The organism is Parapedomonas caeni (assembly GCF_041060555.1).
GTDB lineage: Bacteria > Pseudomonadota > Alphaproteobacteria > Sphingomonadales > Sphingomonadaceae > CAUJIW01.
This window is the reverse complement of sequence record NZ_JBEUDS010000029.1, coordinates 24493-41119: the sequence shown is the minus strand read 5'-3', so window position 1 is coordinate 41119 and position 16627 is coordinate 24493. Positions and strand designations below refer to the sequence as shown.

General features: G+C 65.6%; 17 protein-coding genes. 9 read left to right on the top strand and 8 right to left on the bottom strand.

Translation table 11 applies throughout. The features are described from left to right. Window positions 1-56 precede the first annotated feature (56 nt). Window positions 57-779, top strand: a complete 723-nt coding sequence (locus ABU113_RS15315; RefSeq protein WP_454560372.1) for an NAD(P)/FAD-dependent oxidoreductase — start codon at window positions 57-59, stop codon at window positions 777-779. Between the two features lie 436 nt (window positions 780-1215). On the opposite strand, the gene ABU113_RS15310 is transcribed toward ABU113_RS15315, so the two are convergent. The 7 genes from ABU113_RS15310 to ABU113_RS15280 all read right to left on the bottom strand — a co-directional run bounded on the left by ABU113_RS15310 (window position 1216) and on the right by ABU113_RS15280 (window position 6975). Continuing rightward, a complete protein-coding gene (locus tag ABU113_RS15310; RefSeq protein ID WP_454560371.1) occupies window positions 1216-1470 on the bottom strand; it encodes a glutathione S-transferase N-terminal domain-containing protein in 255 nt (84 codons plus the stop codon). Window positions 1471-1580: 110 nt separating this feature from the next. Then, window positions 1581-2615: an AraC family transcriptional regulator gene (locus tag ABU113_RS15305; protein ID WP_454560370.1), complete on the bottom strand. Its 1035-nt coding sequence runs from the start codon at window positions 2613-2615 to the stop codon at window positions 1581-1583. A 132-nt stretch (window positions 2616-2747) separates the two neighbouring features. Next, complete coding sequence (locus tag ABU113_RS15300; RefSeq protein ID WP_454560369.1) at window positions 2748-3341, bottom strand: DsbA family protein; 594 nt, start codon at window positions 3339-3341, stop codon at window positions 2748-2750. 12 nt (window positions 3342-3353) lie between these two features. Continuing rightward, window positions 3354-4157: a 2-keto-4-pentenoate hydratase gene (locus tag ABU113_RS15295; protein WP_454560368.1), complete on the bottom strand. Its 804-nt coding sequence runs from the start codon at window positions 4155-4157 to the stop codon at window positions 3354-3356. After that, window positions 4138-5613, bottom strand: coding sequence for a 2-hydroxymuconic semialdehyde dehydrogenase (locus tag ABU113_RS15290; RefSeq protein ID WP_454560367.1), 1476 nt, complete (start codon window positions 5611-5613; stop codon window positions 4138-4140). The genes ABU113_RS15295 and ABU113_RS15290 overlap by 20 nt, the downstream gene beginning before the upstream one ends. 48 nt (window positions 5614-5661) lie before the next feature. Next, window positions 5662-6585: a catechol 2,3-dioxygenase gene (locus ABU113_RS15285; RefSeq protein WP_454560366.1), complete on the bottom strand. Its 924-nt coding sequence runs from the start codon at window positions 6583-6585 to the stop codon at window positions 5662-5664. Between the two features lie 96 nt (window positions 6586-6681). Then, window positions 6682-6975: a 2Fe-2S iron-sulfur cluster binding domain-containing protein gene (locus ABU113_RS15280; protein WP_454560365.1), complete on the bottom strand. Its 294-nt coding sequence runs from the start codon at window positions 6973-6975 to the stop codon at window positions 6682-6684. Window positions 6976-7304: 329 nt separating this feature from the next. On the opposite strand from ABU113_RS15280, the gene ABU113_RS15275 reads away from it, so the two are divergent. From ABU113_RS15275 to ABU113_RS15250, 6 genes are all read left to right on the top strand, one after another. After that, entirely contained in the window at window positions 7305-8471 is a 1167-nt protein-coding gene (locus tag ABU113_RS15275) for an acetamidase/formamidase family protein (RefSeq protein ID WP_454560364.1), read from the top strand. Window positions 8472-8507: 36 nt separating this feature from the next. Next, window positions 8508-9710 (top strand): aromatic ring-hydroxylating oxygenase subunit alpha, encoded by a 1203-nt coding sequence (locus tag ABU113_RS15270; RefSeq protein WP_454560363.1) that lies wholly within the window; start codon window positions 8508-8510, stop codon window positions 9708-9710. A 24-nt stretch (window positions 9711-9734) separates the two neighbouring features. Continuing rightward, complete coding sequence (locus tag ABU113_RS15265; protein WP_454560362.1) at window positions 9735-10106, top strand: hypothetical protein; 372 nt, start codon at window positions 9735-9737, stop codon at window positions 10104-10106. Then, window positions 10103-10594 (top strand): nuclear transport factor 2 family protein, encoded by a 492-nt coding sequence (locus ABU113_RS15260; protein ID WP_454560361.1) that lies wholly within the window; start codon window positions 10103-10105, stop codon window positions 10592-10594. Before ABU113_RS15265 ends, ABU113_RS15260 begins: the two co-directional genes overlap by 4 nt. 11 nt (window positions 10595-10605) lie before the next feature. After that, complete coding sequence (locus tag ABU113_RS15255; RefSeq protein WP_454560360.1) at window positions 10606-10923, top strand: non-heme iron oxygenase ferredoxin subunit; 318 nt, start codon at window positions 10606-10608, stop codon at window positions 10921-10923. Window positions 10924-11062: 139 nt separating this feature from the next. Then, the gene (locus tag ABU113_RS15250; protein ID WP_454560359.1) at window positions 11063-11533 is read left to right on the top strand and encodes an SDR family oxidoreductase; all 471 of its coding nucleotides are present in this window, start codon (window positions 11063-11065) and stop codon (window positions 11531-11533) included. Between the two features lie 99 nt (window positions 11534-11632). Here the strand turns inward: ABU113_RS15250 and ABU113_RS15245 are convergent, their stop codons facing one another. Beyond that, window positions 11633-13996: a TonB-dependent receptor gene (locus ABU113_RS15245; RefSeq protein ID WP_454560358.1), complete on the bottom strand. Its 2364-nt coding sequence runs from the start codon at window positions 13994-13996 to the stop codon at window positions 11633-11635. 508 nt (window positions 13997-14504) lie between these two features. Here ABU113_RS15245 and ABU113_RS15240 point away from each other — a divergent pair. After that, the gene (locus ABU113_RS15240; RefSeq protein WP_454560357.1) at window positions 14505-15308 is read left to right on the top strand and encodes an IclR family transcriptional regulator; all 804 of its coding nucleotides are present in this window, start codon (window positions 14505-14507) and stop codon (window positions 15306-15308) included. A gap of 209 nt (window positions 15309-15517) precedes the next feature. Further along, window positions 15518-16528, top strand: a complete 1011-nt coding sequence (locus ABU113_RS15235; protein ID WP_454560356.1) for an AraC family transcriptional regulator — start codon at window positions 15518-15520, stop codon at window positions 16526-16528. Window positions 16529-16627 lie beyond the last annotated feature (99 nt).

Here is a 16627-nt window from a genome sequence, read left to right as displayed (position 1 = left end):
TGCAAACTCCACCATAACGATGAACCCGGTGGCCACCAGCGACGCCGCATTCCGGGGTGGGGCATGCCCCACCCCGGAATACACCATCGCCTACACCGGAAATTACACCACGAGCGCGGACGCTAACGGGCGGTCTTTTCCTCACTCGCGCGCAAGTGATGGGAATGACACGCCAAAGCGACACATGGCAGCTCACTTTACCTCAAGAGACCGTGCGGTGTCGCATTGTCGTCAACGCAGCCGGAGCATGGGCCGATCACATTGCCGCCCTGGCCGGCCAGGCACGTTCATTGGTTCAGCCGATGCGGCGTACAGCGGTACTGGTCGATGTTCCACCCGGTACCGCCATCGAGACCTTTCCCCTCGTGATCGACATTGACGAAGAGTTTTATTTCAAGCCGGACGCCGGCTTGCTGCTGGTCTCACCGGCAGATGAAACGCCCTCCGATCCTTGCGATGCCCAGCCGGAGGAGTGGGATATCGCCGTTGCCATCGATCGCCTGATGAATGCCACCTCGCTTAAGGTCCAACGCGTCCGACACGCCTGGGCAGGACTGCGAAGCTTCTCGCCGGACCGGACCCCCATCGCTGGTCCAGATCCCGAGCTGCCGGCCTTTTTCTGGTGTGCCGGCCAGGGCGGCTATGGCATTCAAACCGCGCCTGCATTGGCACGTCTGCTTGCCAGCAGGATCAGATGCGAACCGTGCCCGGCAGACATTGTCGCCGAAGGCCTTTCGTTTGGGGACCTCGATCCCGCTCGACCATCTCTGGCAACGTGAACTCCCCGCTGATGCTGACCGTTATGGTCATCTGACAGCCTACACCATGGGACCAGGCGGGCATTGTGCCGCAATGTCCGTCCCGAATGCACCTATCCGGGGTCATTCAGACCGGCAACAGACGTGGACGGGGGGCAACGCGCTCGCGCACCGCGGACCTGACCGACAAGCACAACACCGACTACGCCAAACATCAAGCCGCCCGCCAGGAGGAAGGTTAACCGCATCCCGGCCGCGATGGCGACTTCAGATGCGCGGACGAACTCGTCCGTCCCCACGCCCAGGGCAAACAGGGCGCTCAAGAGCCAGGCGCCCGCGATCAAACCGATGTTGCGCGACAGGTTAAGTGCTCCTGCAACCGTGCCCCGCCGGCACCGACAGCGCGGCGCTGGCCCGGCTGTATTGTTGGCCGTCTGAAACAGCTGATAGCCCGGCGTCACCACCAACCCGCCATGACCCCCTCGCGGGCCAACAGATATTCGACGATCGCGCCGATCTCAGTCAGCACCAGCGCGCCGTCGGTGATCACCGGCGCGGTGCCCGAGGGATGGAGCTGACGATAGGCCTCGGCCGCCGTCGGCGTGATGGGGTTACGCTGATGCAGCACTAGTTCGCAGGGAAGCTCCAGCGCCTCGCACGGCCATACGGTGCGGTCGGATTGCGACACCCTGAGATGATGAAACGTCAACATATTCACTCCCTGTCGCAGGCACGCCCGGCCATTCTCGGCCTGCCGACAAGGATATTAGATCGCGCACGATTACCTCCAGCCCCCCGGCTTTGCTTTTGTGTGTGGGGGGCTCAGTGGCCGCCACGCAGCGTCGTCGACGGGGTCTGGCCGAACATCAGCTGGTAGTCCCGCGCGAACTTGCTCAGGTGGGAGAAGCCGCAGGCCAGGGCGATATCGGTCACCGACCGGCCCGTTCGGGCCGCCGCCCGCAACGCCTCGTGCGCCGCGCGCAGCCGCAGCGTCTTGAGATAGGCCATCGGCGTGGTGCCGAGATGATCGCGAAAGCCGCCATGCAGGCTGCGCCGGCTGACACCGCAGACAGGCACCAGATCATCAAGGCTGATATCCTCGTCGAAATGCTCGGCGAGATAATGTTGCGCCCGTCGGACATAATAGGGCAGCGCCCGCTCGTCGGAGCGCACATAATCAAGCTGGTGGCTGTTGGGCACATAAGCCAGCAGCGTAGCGAGGAAGCTCTCCTCGATGCCACGCCGCACCACCGGGTTGGCCAGCCGGTTGCCCGGCGCCGCCAGCTCGCCCACCAGCGCGTTGATGGCGCAGGCGATATTGGCCGCCTCGGCATCCAGCATCACCGGTTCGCCGGTGAAGTCGATCAGTCGCTGGCGCTGCACGCCGATCTGCGACCACAAGGTACGCTCCAGCGCCTCCCGCTCGACCCGGATCATCAGCTGGACATAGCCCGGCAGCAGTCGCTGGCGGAAGCCATGCTGCGGCCGCACGGCGAACAAGCGCTGCGCGTTCATGGTATAGGAGCGCGAGGCCTGACCGACCTCGCACTCGCCGGCCAGCGTCAGCTGGAAGCCGTAGAAGTTCTCGAACGGCGGTGTCTCCACCACCACTTCCTGATTGTAGCGCACCATTTCCAGACTGAAGCTGGAGAAGGGCAGCCGGGCATGCAGGCATTCGAACGGCTGGCTGGCATCGCGCGGCTGCATCCGGTGCGGCAGGAACACATCGTCCATGCGCTGGCGCACCGCCGAGACATCGTGTGACTGGTAGAGGCCACCACGGTGCGCGGCGACGCCGGCCAGGATGCCGGAAAACGAGTCGTCAAACCCTGCATCGATGGATAACGGGTGCAGCATCGTACCCCTTCCCTTCACCGGGCTTGAGCCCGGCTTATCTGTTTGACGACAGACTATGAGGTTGGCGCCCCCTGTCTAGCCCGTGAGCGCAAGGCGGGCGGCTTCCATGGGCCATTTCGTGAGACGGCGGCGCTACAGCCGGGCCAGCCGCAGGTCGCGCAGATGCTCGGCCACGAAATCCAGGCGATCCTGGCCCCAGAAGATGTCCTCGCCGACAATGAAGGTCGGCACGCCGAACACGCCCCGGGCTTCCGCCTCGTGCCAGTTGCGTTCCAGCGTCGCCGCCGCTTGCGGGTCGGCAAGCGCGGCCTCGGCGGCCTCCCACGGCAGGCCGACGCGACCACAGACCGCCCGCAGCACATCCAGATCGCCGATATCCTGGCCTTCCGCCCACTCCGCCCGCATGGTCTCGACGATGTAGGACCGCAGGCAGCCCAGCGCCTCGGCCCGCAGCGAGATCAGTCCGGCACGGGTCGGGTCGGTGGTGACCGGTGGCGGGTTGAACGCAATACCCAGGCGGCGGGCGAACCGGCCGACGTCCTGGCGGACCATGGTGATCTTGCGCTTCACCCGGTCGGGCGCCGAACGACCGTCCCACCCGCCCAGTGGCTTGAATACCAGCCGGGCGTGGAAGCGGTCGAACAGGTCGAACATCGTCTTGGACGCCAGATAGCAATAGGGGCTGCGGAAGTTGAAATAGACGGTGACGTCAACCGGCGTGGCCATCGCGCGCCTGCCTCACAGCACCCTGAAGCCGGTACGGCCCAGCGTCGCGACCTCCAGCACCACTGACGCCCCCGCCGTCAGCGGCACCGCCGCCGTGGCGCCGCCGGCGAGGATGATGGCTCCGGCCGGCAGGGTCTCGCCGGCCGCGCCGACGAGGCGGGAAGCCTCCATCAGCGACTGCACCGGATGGCCGAGAATGTCCGCCGAACTGGCGGTGGCCGCCACCGTGCCATTGATCGACAACGTCATCGCCAGATCAGCAATGTCGACGTCGGGTGCGTGCAACGCCCCCATGACGAAACCCGACGAGGAGGCATTGTCGGCGATCACGTCGGAGAGCGAGAACTTGAAGTTCCTGTAGCGGGAATCGATGATCTCCAGCGCCGGAGCCACCGCCTCGACGCAGGCCATCGCCTGCGCGGCGGTGACGACGCCGGCCAGCGGCGCCTTGAGGATGAAGGCGATCTCCGCCTCCACGCGCGGGTGGACATAACCGGCGAGATTGATCGTGCCGTCGGCTGCCACGGCCATGCCGGCGGTCAGTCGGCCCCAGATCACCTCGCTCAGGCCCATCTGTTGCATCTTGGCGTGACTGGTGAAGCCCATCTTGACGCCGACCTGACGATCCTGCTCCGCCGCGATGCGGTGGGCGACCGACCGGCGTTGCACGTCATAGGCCTGCGGCAGCGTAAGCGTCGTGTGGGTGGAGACCTGCGGGATCGCCGTCGCCGCCTTGCGGGCGCCGTCCAGTTCGACCGCCAGGCTCTGCAGCTCGTCGTCGGTGAGCAGGGTGGTATCAGATGTCGATGCAGACATTTTTCATCTCGGTGTAGAATTCAAGGGAATAGTTGCCGCCTTCGCGGCCGATGCCGGAGCGCTTGGCGCCACCGAACGGCGTGCGCAGGTCACGCAGGAACCAGGAATTGATCCAGCACAGGCCGACATCCATGGCGCCGGCGACACGGTGGGCGCGCGAGACGTCCTGGGTCCAGATGCTGGCGGTCAGGCCATAGGGCGTGTCGTTGCCAAGCTGGATGGCCTCATCCTCGTCGTCGAACGGGCGCAGGTGGACGCAGGGGCCGAACACTTCCTCGCGGATCACCGAGGCGTCCTCCGGCAGGCCGGTCCAGATGGTCGGCTCGACCCAGCTGCCGTTGGCGAGCGCGCCTTCCATCGCCGGCACGCCGCCGCCGAGCACGACGGTGGCACCGGCCGCCTTGGCCTGGCGGTAATAGCCCAGCACCTTGTCCCGATGGCCCTGGCTGATCAGCGGCCCGAGCGCGGCATCGGGGTCGGACGGCGGGGCGATCTTCATCTTCGCCGCGCCGGCCGACAGCCGCTCGACCACCTCGTCGAAGATCGTGCGATGGACATAGGCCCGCTCGGTGCCGAGGCAGACCTGACCTGAGTTGAGGAAGCATGATCGCAGCAGCTCGGGGATCGCCTTGTCGAGATTGGCGTCAGCGAACACCAGCGCCGGATTCTTGCCGCCCATCTCGAACGATACCGGCCGGGTGCCGGTGGCCGCCTGGCGCATGATCGCCTCGCCGGTGCCGGTCTCGCCGGTGAAGGTAATGCCGTTGACACCGGGGTGGCGGGTCAGGAATTCGCCCGCCGAGTTGGGACCGAGGCCATGCACCACGTTGAACACGCCGGCGGGCACGTCGACCGCGTTCATCACCTCGCCCAGCAGTGCCGTGGTGCTCGGCGTCTCCTCCGACGGTTTCACCACCACCGCGTTACCGGTGGCCAGCGCTGGCGCCAGCTTCCAGGTGGTAAGCAGCAGCGGCAGGTTCCACGGCGCGATGATGGCGATGACACCGCGCGGCTTCGACAGCGTGTAGTTCAGCACGCCATAGGACGGCGTGTTCTTGAAATAGACCTGACCATGGTGGGTCTTGACGATTTCCGTGAACGCCCGAAAATTCGCCGATCCGCGTGGAATGTCGAGCCGGCGCGCCAGCGACTTCGGCTTGCCGGTGTCGGCGCATTCCGCATCGAGAAAGTCGTCGAAACGCCGTTCGATCTCGTCGGCGATGCGGTTGATCAGCGCCAGCCGCTCGTCGACGCCCATGCGCCCCCACGGGCCGCGCAGGGCGGCGCGCGCGGCACTCACCGCCGCATCGACGTCCGCCTCGCCGGCTTCCGAGACATGGGCCATCAAGGTGCCATCGACGGGCGAGAATTTCTCGAACGTGGCGCCGTTGGCCGACGGCACGTAGCGCCCGTCGATGAAATGCTGGATGGCGCGCGGCGGCGTGGATGCGGACATGCTCTCTCCTGTGTACGCGAAACAGAACGTGGGACGACGGGCCCGCCCTCAGGTCACCACGCCCATGAAGCGATCGTTGAGCTCGCCTTCGTAATAGAAGATCGCCCGCCCCACCTGGTCGGCGCTCCACACCCGGCGCGGATGGTCCGGGTAATGATCGTAGGAGCCGGCGAACACCTCGTTGCGGTTGCCCGACGGGTCGAAGAAGTAAATCGTCCGTCCCCGGCTGATGCCGTGGCGTGTCGGTCCGATGTCGATGGGAATCTCGTAACGGGTCATCAGGTCGGCGGCGCGCCCGATGGCGTTCCAGTCCTCCAGCAGGAAGGAGCAGTGGTGGAACTTGCCCTTCTCGGCGTGGCGCACGAAGGCGATGTCGTGCGACTTCGTCGAGCAGCTCAGGAAGGTCGCCAGCACGGTGCCATCGGGAGTCTCGACCTCCTCGACGCGGCGAAAGCCGAGGCACTGGGTGAACAGATCGGCCGCGCCATCGATGTCGTCGCCATAGAGCAGCACATGATCGAAGCGGATCGGCGCCATGCCGCGTGGTTCGTGGCGCCAGACGTGCGGATTGTCGGTCATCGGACCGGCCGGCGCGCGCTCGATGTCGGCATAGAGATCGAACACATGGCCGGTGGGCGCGGTGAAGCGCACGCGCCGCCCCACGCCAAGCTGCTCGCCGGCCGGAATGGCCTGGGTGACGACGCCATGAGCGTGCAGCCGGTCGGTCAGCCGGTCGAGCGCGGCATCATCCAGCACCTTGAACGCGCACACGTCCATGCCGGCCGTGTCGGCCGGGCGCAACACGATGCTGTGGTGATCGAACTCATCGTCGGCCTTGAGATAGACCCGACCGTCGGCACCGGTCGCCACCACATCAAGGCCGATCCGATCCCGGTAATGGGTAAGCGATTGCGCCATGTCCATCACGCGCAACTGCACGAAACCGGGTCGCAAGACATCAACGACTGCCACGAAAACCTCCCCTGTACGGCCTGTCGGCCTCTCTTGATCCTGCGAGTCCGCGCGCCGGCCTGGTGTGCGCCACCGATCGCCAGCCCGACCCCTTGTTCAGTCAAACCGTCCCGCGTCGGGCTGGACACAGCAGGCCAGCACATGACCCTGCTGGCGCGCGACGGCGCTGACGTGGGTCGCGCTCATCGGCCGCGCCACCACCACGGCACCGGCGATCACCCGCACCCGGCAAACGCCGCAGCCACCGCTGCGGCACCCCACCGGCACCGTCCGGCAGCCCTGCCGCCGCAGGCCGGCCAGCAGGGTTTCGCCCGGCCGGCACACCAGTTCGATCCGGGCGCCATCGCCGGTCTCGACAACCAGCCGATGCTCGCCATCGTCGCCACCCATGCCGTCCCGTCACCTGTCGTGCTGTTCCATCCGACGCCGCCAAGCTACGCGGCGGCCACGGCCGGCAACTAGCCCGCCGCCGCCGAGGCGGGCCTGCCAGCGCAATTATGCGCCACCGGACCGGCTTTCTTTGCGATAGCCCGCCCTGCCCCGAATGGCAGGCCGCCGGCCGACAAATTGCATCATCAGGCTAACCCGGTCAGGGCGGGGATAGTCAGTCACGCCGTGTCCGGACGACAGTGGCGGGGATGCTGGGTCAATGGGCGACGCCCTCTGACCTGCCGGCACCACGGATAAGTTTTCATAACCAGATTCCAGGGAAACGCTCCATGTCACGCACTGTCCTGATCGAACGCAAGGGCGCCACCGCCGCCGAGGATCCCAACTGCTTCAACCGGCTGCACTGGGCGCTGGAGCCGGTGGCCCACGCCCGCCCTGGCGACTACATCGTCTATGAGACCCGCGACGCCTTCGACAGCCAGTTCCCGCACGACGCGACGCCGGAGCATGTGGCCAAGTGCGACCTCAGCCGCGTCCACCCGATGACCGGCCCGGTCTATATCGAGGGCGCCGAGCGCGGCGACGCCCTGGCGGTGACGGTGGTCGACATCGAACCGACCGAATATGGCTACACCGCCATCGCCCCGGGCTTCGGCTTCCTCCGTGATGTCATCACCGGCCCCTACATCGCCAACTGGAAGCTCGATCGCCTGCACGCCGTCTCGGAACAGCTGCCCGGCATCCGGGTGCCGATGTGCGCCTTCCCGGGCTCGATCGGCGTGCTGCCGGGCAAGCCGGAAACGGCCGCCGCGCTGGAGCGCGAAGGCGCGCTGGCCGCCGCCGGCGGCTTCGTGCTGATGCCAGACCCCACCAACGCCCTGCCGACCCGGATGTTCGGCGCCGGCGCACCCTATGCCGCCGAAGGCCTGCGCACCGTGCCGCCGCGCGAGAACGGCGGCAACATGGACGTCAAGGCAATGCAGGTCGGCACCACCATCCTGTTCCCGGTGCTGGAGGACGGCGCCGGCCTGTGGACCGGCGACATCCACTACGCCCAGGGCGACGGCGAGGTGTGCGGCACCGCCATCGAGATGGCCGCCCGCGTTACCCTGACGTGCGAGCTGCGCAAGGGGGCCGGTGTCAACATCCGTTACCCGCACGTCGAGGGCGGTTCCCAGCTCAGGCAGACCGAGCCCAGCCGCTTCTATGCCGTCACCGGCATGCCGATGAAGAAGAAGGGCGAAGTGCCGCCGCATCTGGCCTATCTCGACAGCCCCAAGGTCGCCGCGCTGACCAACCTGTCGGAAGATCTGACCATGGCCACCCGGGACGCGCTGCTCAACATCATCGAGTGGATGGTGCGCGAGAAGGGCCTGACTCCCGAACAGGCCTATGTGGTGGCGGCCGCCGCCGTCGATCTGCGCATCGGCCAGCTGGTGGACGTGCCCAATTTCGTCGTCTCGGCGGTGCTGCCGCTGGACATCTTCCAGGGCTGAGCGCGCCTCGTCCGCTTCAATTTCCAGGAGTATCGTATGTCTGCCACTGCACAGCATCGCTGGCTGGCCCAGTACCCCGAGTTGGGCACCGAGCCGCTGCCGATCGAGCCCTATATCTCGCCGAGCTATTTCGAGCAGGAACGGGAGAAGATCTTCAAAAAAGTCTGGCTCTATGTCGCCCGTGTCGAGGAGCTGCCGAACCCCGGCGATTACAAGGTGAAGAAGCTGCACGCCTGCGGCACCTCGGTGATCATCACCCGCGCCAAGGACGGCAAGGTTCGCGCTTTTCACAACATGTGCTCGCACCGTGGCAACACGGTCGTCACCGAGAGCGGCGAGGAGACCTATGGCTCAAGCCGCGCGGCGGTGATGACCTGCCGCTTCCATGGCTGGGTGTATGGCGCCGACGGCCGGCTGGTCAGCGTGCCGCAGGAAGAGCGTTTCTACAGTTGTTTCGACAAGGCCGAGAATGGCCTGACCTCGGTGCATTGCGACATCTGGGAAGGCTTCATCTTCGTCAATGTCGACCCCGGCACGGTGCAGCCGCTGGTCGACTATCTCGGCGACTATGGCCGTCATTTCGCCGGCTTCCCCTATGACAAGATGGATTTCGGCTTCACCTACCACACCTACCTCGACTGCAACTGGAAGGTCGCCCACGACGCCTTCGCCGAGGCCTACCACGTCGACACCATTCACGCCGGCTCCTTCCCCAACGTTTTCTCGACCGGGCTGGCCAACGTCCAGCTGTTTGGCCCGCACCGCACTTGCGGCGTCTGCCTCAACCTCGCGGCGATGCCGCCCAGCCCGGTGGGCACGCTGGCCAACAAGCTGGCACGCGGCTCACTGGTGACCAGCGGCGGCTCCTCGATGCTGCCGCCGACCATCAACCCGGACCGCCGCAGCGATTTCGCCTTCGAGCTCAGCGTCACCTTCCCCAACCTGCTGCTGCATGTGTCCGAAGGCATCTGGTTCACCCACCAGTTCTGGCCGATCGCCCATAACAAGACGCTGTGGGAGGGTAAATATTATGTCCAGGCGCCGGGCACCTACAGCGAACGCTGGGCGCTGGAACATGCCATGACCCTGCAGCGCAACGCCTGGCTGGAAGACACCGCGACGATGGAAGACACCCATCGGGCGATGGAATCCGGCGCCAAGACGGTGCAGCACCTGCAGGATGAGGAAATCCTCATCCGCCACGGCATCGTCTCGGTCGAGCGCTACGTCGCCGCCTGATCTCTCGCGCATCGGAGTTTCATCATGACGTCCCCCACCCTGCCGACGGCGTTCGCCGATCTGCAACCGTTCGCCGACTGGGCGCTGCCGACCGCCGACGCCCGGCAGTTCAAGCGGCTGTCATCGTCCCGCGAGGCGCTGCGCGCCTTCTACGACGCCACACTGCCGCGCCTGGAGGAAATCCTCACCCTGTGTGACCAGCACGCGCTGGGCAGCCTGCCGGCCGAACTGCAACCGCTGTACAACATGGCGTTGTCGATGGCCGAAGTCGCCCCGCATATCGAACTCTATGGCGGTGCGCCGGGCGTGCCCTATGCGTTCGAGGAACAGCGTTTCGTCGCCGCGCATGGCAACGACGAAACCTGGCGCGGCGAGAATGCCGGCGGCCGCCGGTGAGCGAGCTCGCGGCACTGGCGGTGCGACTGGATCGCCTCGAGTCCATCGAGGCGATCCGCCGGCTCGTCGCCACCTATGCCCAGGGCGCGGACCGGCGCAACGATCCCGCCATCATGCGGCCGCTGTTCGCCGACGATGCCGTGTGGGAGGCCGCCGGCTTCTCCCGCTTTGACGGCGGCGACGCCATCGCCGAGGGCATCAGCGCCATCGCGCGCGACCAGATCACCTGGTCGCTGCATTACATGGTGTCGCCGCACATCACGCTCGCCGAGGACGGCGAGAGCGCCCGCTGCCACTGGTATCTGTGGGAGTTGTGCGCCATGCGCGACGAGGCCGGCGTCAGCCGCGATACCTGGCTTGGCGGCTGGTACGACAGCAGCCTGCGACGCACCGCCCAGGGCTGGTGCTTCAGCCATGTGCGCCTCGACCTGCGCCTGGTCAGCCCCAACGACCTGCCCTGGACGGGCAAGGTCACTCTCGACGACTAGAAAGGCCCACCTTGTCCCAGCGAATCCCTGTTTGCCCGGCCGACGATATGAAAGTCGGCGACATCCGCCGTGTCGAGCTGCCCTCCGGCGCCGCCGCCGTCTATCGGCTGGCCGATGGCTTCTATGCCACCGCCGATCTCTGCTCCCATGGCGATGCCTCTCTCGCCGACGGCGAGCTGGAGGATGACAACATCCTCTGCCCTTACCACCTGGGTTCCTTCTGCGTCCGCACCGGCGCCGCCGTGGCCGCGCCCTGCATCGACCCGATCGCCACCTACCCGCTAGAAATCGTCGATGGCACCGTCACCCTGGTGTGGACGGGCGACTGACGGCATCTCCCTTTCCGCTCTTGCCCCCCCGACCCAAAACGCAAGGCCACCATCCCCAAGGACGGTGGCCTTGCGTTTTGGGCCGGGTACAGGACAAGGTGGGATGGTGACGGGCGCGGCCTAGGGGCTGGGGTTGGCCATGGCTCGAACGCTGGCGGCGGAGGGTGCATGCGTACTCACCGAAGTGCTGGACGCCCACGGCCGGCTCGACGTTCTGGTCAACAATGCCAGCGGCGGCTCGATCATCAATGTGCCCTCGGTGGGCGGCCTGGTCGGCACCGCGCCCCTGCCCGCCTATTCCGCCGCCAAGGCCGGGGTCAAGCTGCTCTCCAAGTGCGTCGCCCTGCATTGCGGCCAGCGCGGCTACAACATCCGTGTCAACAGCATTCATCCCGGCCTGATCAAGGCCGCCTCGGCCATCGACGTCACCAAGATGGCGACCGGCCTGGAAGAAGAGGATGCACTGAAAGCCTTTGCCGCGCTGCACCCGATCGGCCGGGTCGGCAACCCGCCGGAGATTGCCGCCGGCGTGGTGTTCCTGGCGTCCGATGAATCCAGCTTCATGACCGGCTCGGAACTGGTGATCGACGGCGGCTACACCGCGCAGTAACCAGGCGGTCGGACAAAGAGAAGGCCGCGGGATCAAATGATCCCGCGGCCCTTTTCTGTTCGCTGAGCGAACGGTCAGATTTGTTCGCTGAGCGAACGGTCAGAAGGCGTATTTCACCGTCAGATACCATTCGCGCGGCCGACCATAGACGCCCTCGGTGATGCCGCCGAAGGAGTCGATGTAACCGGCCACCAGATATTTCTCCTTGGTGAGGTTCTTCACGCCCAGGTTAGCGGTCCAGCCCGACTTCGCCGCCGCGTAATTCAGCGAGGCGTTCAGCAGGTGGTAGCCCTTCTGGATCAGCGCCACCGAATTGACCGCGTCGTTATACACCTTCGAGCGATACGACCAGTCGAGACGCGGCGTCAGCAGACCGGCCTCGCCCATGTCGAACTCGTAGGAGACGCCCGAGCTCAACGTCCATTTCGGCGCGTTCTGCAGGTGGCTGTCCTTGGTCACGCCGGCATCGAGAGCGCGGATGTCGACACTGCGATACTCGGCATCGAGATAGCCGATACCAGCGTCGACTCGCAGCGCCGCCACCGGGCGGGCCTGCACTTCCAGCTCGAAGCCCCGTATGCGTGCCTTGGCCGCATTCTGGATGATCGGCGCGAAGCCCAGCGTCGGGTCGTTGACCGTGATCTGCAGGTCCTTGTAGTTGTTCTGGAACACCGCGCCGTTCAGGCGGACGCTGTTTTCCAGCAGGTCAGACTTGAAGCCGATCTCGTAGGTCTCGGAATATTCCGGCTTGAACGACGGAATATTGGCGAACGGCGGGAACACGCGCTGGGTGAAGCCGCCGCCCTTGAAGCCCTTCGAGTAGGACGCATAGGTCATCAGCGACGGGTTCCACCGGTAGGACAGGCTGACCATCGGCGTCCACGCCTTGTCCTTGATGGTGGCATATTCGCCCACCGGACCCATCAGCGGATCGCCGTCCTGCAGCCCCGAGCCGTCCGGATTGAGCGGCGCGCCCGTCAGGAAGCCGGCCGCGATAACGTACTGATTGGCGTTGCCGAAGGTCTTCTTGTCCTCGGTCCAGCGGATACCGGCGGTGAGGCTGAGGGCATCGGTGAATTCGTAGGTCGCCTGTCCGAAGAAGGCCGTGCTTTCGCCGTCCAGCGTCGCGCCGGACAGGAAGGCGGCATCGACGATCTGCACCACGTCCTTGTGATTACCCGCTTCATCGGAATAATAGCCGCCGAGAATCCACTTCAGGCTCTCGCCGAAGGCGGTTCCCTGCAGCTGGAGTTCCTGCGAAAACTGATCCTGCGTCCAGATGTTCTTGGTCTGGACGATCGAGGCCGGGCTGTGGTCCGAATCGCGGGTCCAGAAGCCGGTGACCTTGCGATAGGCGGTGATCGACTTCAGCGACACGCTTTCGGAAATCTCCCAGTCGATGGTGCCGGAAATGCCCCAGATGTCGAGGTCGGAGGCCGAACGGTAGCGCTTGCCGCCGAATTCGTCGAACGCCGCCAGCGTGCTGTCGGAGAAGGTGCCGCCATGCTTGTAGGGCGCCAGCGCCCACTGGCTGTTGAAGCAGCCCGGGTTGGTGAGGCGGGCCGGATTGGACGCATCGGTGCAGATCGCCGCGGCACCGGAATAGGCGGCGTTCCAGTAAGCCGCCGCGTCGGCATTCTCGTTCACCGCGATCATCACGTTGGGCGCCGAATTTTCCCGCGACCGGGTACCATCGACCGCCAGATTGATCTCGATCTTGTCCGAGGCCACCCAACGCAGCGCGGCACGGCCTGCGGCAGTGTCGTTGTCGCCGAGGTCCGGCGCGTCAGCGATCACGCCTTTCACATAGCCGTCGCGCTTGTGATAGAAGCCCGAGAAGCTGGCATAGAGGCCGTCCGCGATCGGCGTATCCAGCACCATCTTCGCCTGCATACGGTTGAAGCGGCCGGTGGTCAGCTCCAGATTGCCGCCGAACTCTTCGGCCGGCTTCTTGGTGACGACGTTGACCGCGCCACCGATGGTGTTGCGGCCGAACAGCGTCCCCTGCGGGCCGCGCAGCACCTCGATGCGCTCGATGTTAAGCACGTCCAGCACGTTGCCAACGCCGCGCGAGATATAGACGCCGTCGAGATAGAGGCCGACGCCGGGATCGGCGGAGAGCTGGTAGTCATTCTGACCGATGCCGCGAATGAAGATGGCGGCGGTCGCATTGCTCGCCGACACTGGCACGGCGGAATTGAACTTCACGTTGGGCGTGAAATCGCCGATGTCGGTGACGCGGCTCAACGCGCGCTGCTCGATGCCTTCGGCGCTGAACGCGGAAATGGCGATCGGCGTGTCCTGCAGCCGTTCCTCGCGCTTGCGCGCCGTCACCAGGATTTCCTCCAGGCCGACGGATTCCGTTGCCTCGCCTGCCGGGGCCTGCTGCGCCAGCACCGGCGAGGTCAACCCGGCCAGCACCGCCCAGGCACAGCCGCCCAGGCATAGGTTGCGATATGTCATTGTGTTTCCCTTCCCTACATTACCGGGCTTGATTGCCCTTGTTCGGCGTGAGGCGGACGGCGCGCCTTGTGTTGTCCGGCAGCGTCGACAGCCGTCACCGGTCCTGGCGATCGGCAGCAGGAAGGAAGTCTCGCATCGCCTCTGGGGGCCGGTTCTCCCGCACCGCCCCGGCCACTCGCCGCCACCACCGCGATGCCGCGCGAGATGCGCGTTGCGCGGCGCGCGCATCGCGACGCCTGTTTCCGCCCTGCACTTGATCTGTTTTTTGTCCCAACAGCCCCGCGTGTCCGCCATGCGGATCCGCGTGACCGTTGCGCCGAATTATTCCGCCATTATAAGGGGACGTCAAAGGGGGACTCCTAAATAAAACTTATTTTTTAATAAGTTAGCCCGAAAATGCAGCGCCTTTGCGCTCACGGGCGCGCCTCGTCTCACAGCGCGGAATAGGCTCGGCGACATGACAGCACGAGAGCCGGCAACCAACACCGGCCCAGCATCAGGGACGCCCATGTCGACACCCACCAACCGTTCGGTGCAGAAGGCCTTTTCCGTCCTCTCCTCAGTCGCGGAGCTGGGTGGCCATGTCTCGATTTCCGCGCTGGCACAGCATGCGGGGATGAATGTCTCCACCACCCACCGGCTATCGCGCACATTGGAACATATCGGCCTGCTGGCGCGCGACCCCACCGGCGGCTATCGCCTCGGCCTGGCGCTGGTTGAGCTCGGCGCCACGGTTGACCAGCAGGCCCTGCTGCGCACCATGGCCCGGCCGTCCCTGCGTCACATGGCCCAGACGCAGGGCATGACCGCCCATCTGGGCGTGCTCGACGACAACCGCATGGTCCGCTATCTCGCCAAGGAATTGCCCCGGCGGCATTTTCATATTCCCACTGTCGTCGGCTGCCAGCTGGAGGCTTACTGTTCGAGCCTCGGCAAAGTGCTGCTCGCCAGTCTCGATCCCGAGGTCCTCGACCACTATCTCAACGACGGCCCACTGGTGCCGCTGACCGCCCGGACAATCACCTATCCCGACCGGCTGCGCGATCATCTGGCGGGGGTGCGTGCCACCGGCTGCGCCATCGACGACGAGGAAGTCATCGAGGGGCTGCGTTGTCTTGCCGTGCCACTGCGCGCGCCATCTGGACGCGTTCTGGCCGCCATCTCACTATCGGGCACGGCCGAGCAGATGACGCCGGAGGTGATCATCACAGCCCGCCACGCGCTGGAGCACGCCGCTCTGGAAATCCAGCGCCGGCTTTACCCGCATGGCGCGAACAGCACCGGCGACGGCCGGGACACGCAATTTGCTTGAAACATGACTTATGTTGTCCTCATTCTTGAGGGCGACGAACGCCCGACGATCACCGCCCAGCCCGTGCGGTCGTCGTCGGCCAAAACCAGGCCGGGACAGCCCGGCGGCCGCCCCAGGCAGGCGGTGCCAGGCCCCTACGGAGGAGGACCGCGTTGAACATTTCCGCCTCGTCTACCTTGCCCGGCGCTGGCAGCGATTCCGCTGCAAACATGGGCGGAATCAACGCGTTCGGGGGCAGTCTGCCGTTGTGGCGCCGCCCGCAACTGGTCAGCCAGGATCTGGAGCAGATCCGCGACCATATGAGCGGGGTGTTCATGCCGCACCACATCCGCACCAGCGGCCGACCGCCGATCGCTTTCACCCATAATCAGGCGCTGCTGCGCCAGGTATCGCTCAACGCTATCGACTACGGCCTGCCCTACGGCGACGTGACTGTCTCAGTTCCTGAGATTCACGATTGCTTCCTGGTTCAGTTTTCCCTCAAAGGTAGTTGTGAAATCCGCATGGGCCGGCGGCAGATCGCCGTGCCCAATGGGCATATGTGCGTCATCAGCCCCAACAGCGCGCTCAGCGAGACCCTGTCGTCGGGCTACAAGCACTTCACCATGCGGATCCCCTATCAGGCGCTTGAAGAAGCCCTGACACTGCAACTGGGCTATCGGCCGGACAGTGCGCTGTGTTTCTCCTTCACGCCGCTGCCGCTGAGCGGCGGCTTGCTGGGTATAGCCCGGCTGATGGACGCCATCTGCGACGACCTGAACAGCGATACGCCGGCCTTCACCCATCCGCGCATGGGCAAGACCATCGAGGACAGTGTGCTGCAACTGCTGCTGGCCAGCGTGCCGCACAACTTTTCCCGTGACCTCGACTCGCCTAGCGCCGGCCCGGCACCCTATTATGTGCGTCGCGTCGAGGATTATATCCGCCAGAATGCCGGCGAACCGATCGGCATGACGGAGCTGGTCGAGGTCTCGGGTGTCTCCGCCCGTTCGCTGCACCTCGGTTTCCGGCGCTTCCGCAACACCACGCCGATGGGCTATCTCAAGGCCTATCGCCTCGATCTGGCCCGTACAGAACTGGAAAACGCCTACGAGCGCAGCCTCAGTGTCACCGAGGTCGCCTTCAGCTGCGGGTTCATGCACCTGAGCAAATTCGCCCGCGACTATACACGCCGCTTCGGCGAAAATCCGTCCGCCACACGGCGGCGCTGCGACCGCTGACGAGCGTGCCCGCTCGCACGGGCTAGCGCCTGCGCTGGTGAGATCGCGCGCTCCCGGTCCGCCTGTTACCCCTCCTCCTGTGTTTCAGGTGGAGACGAA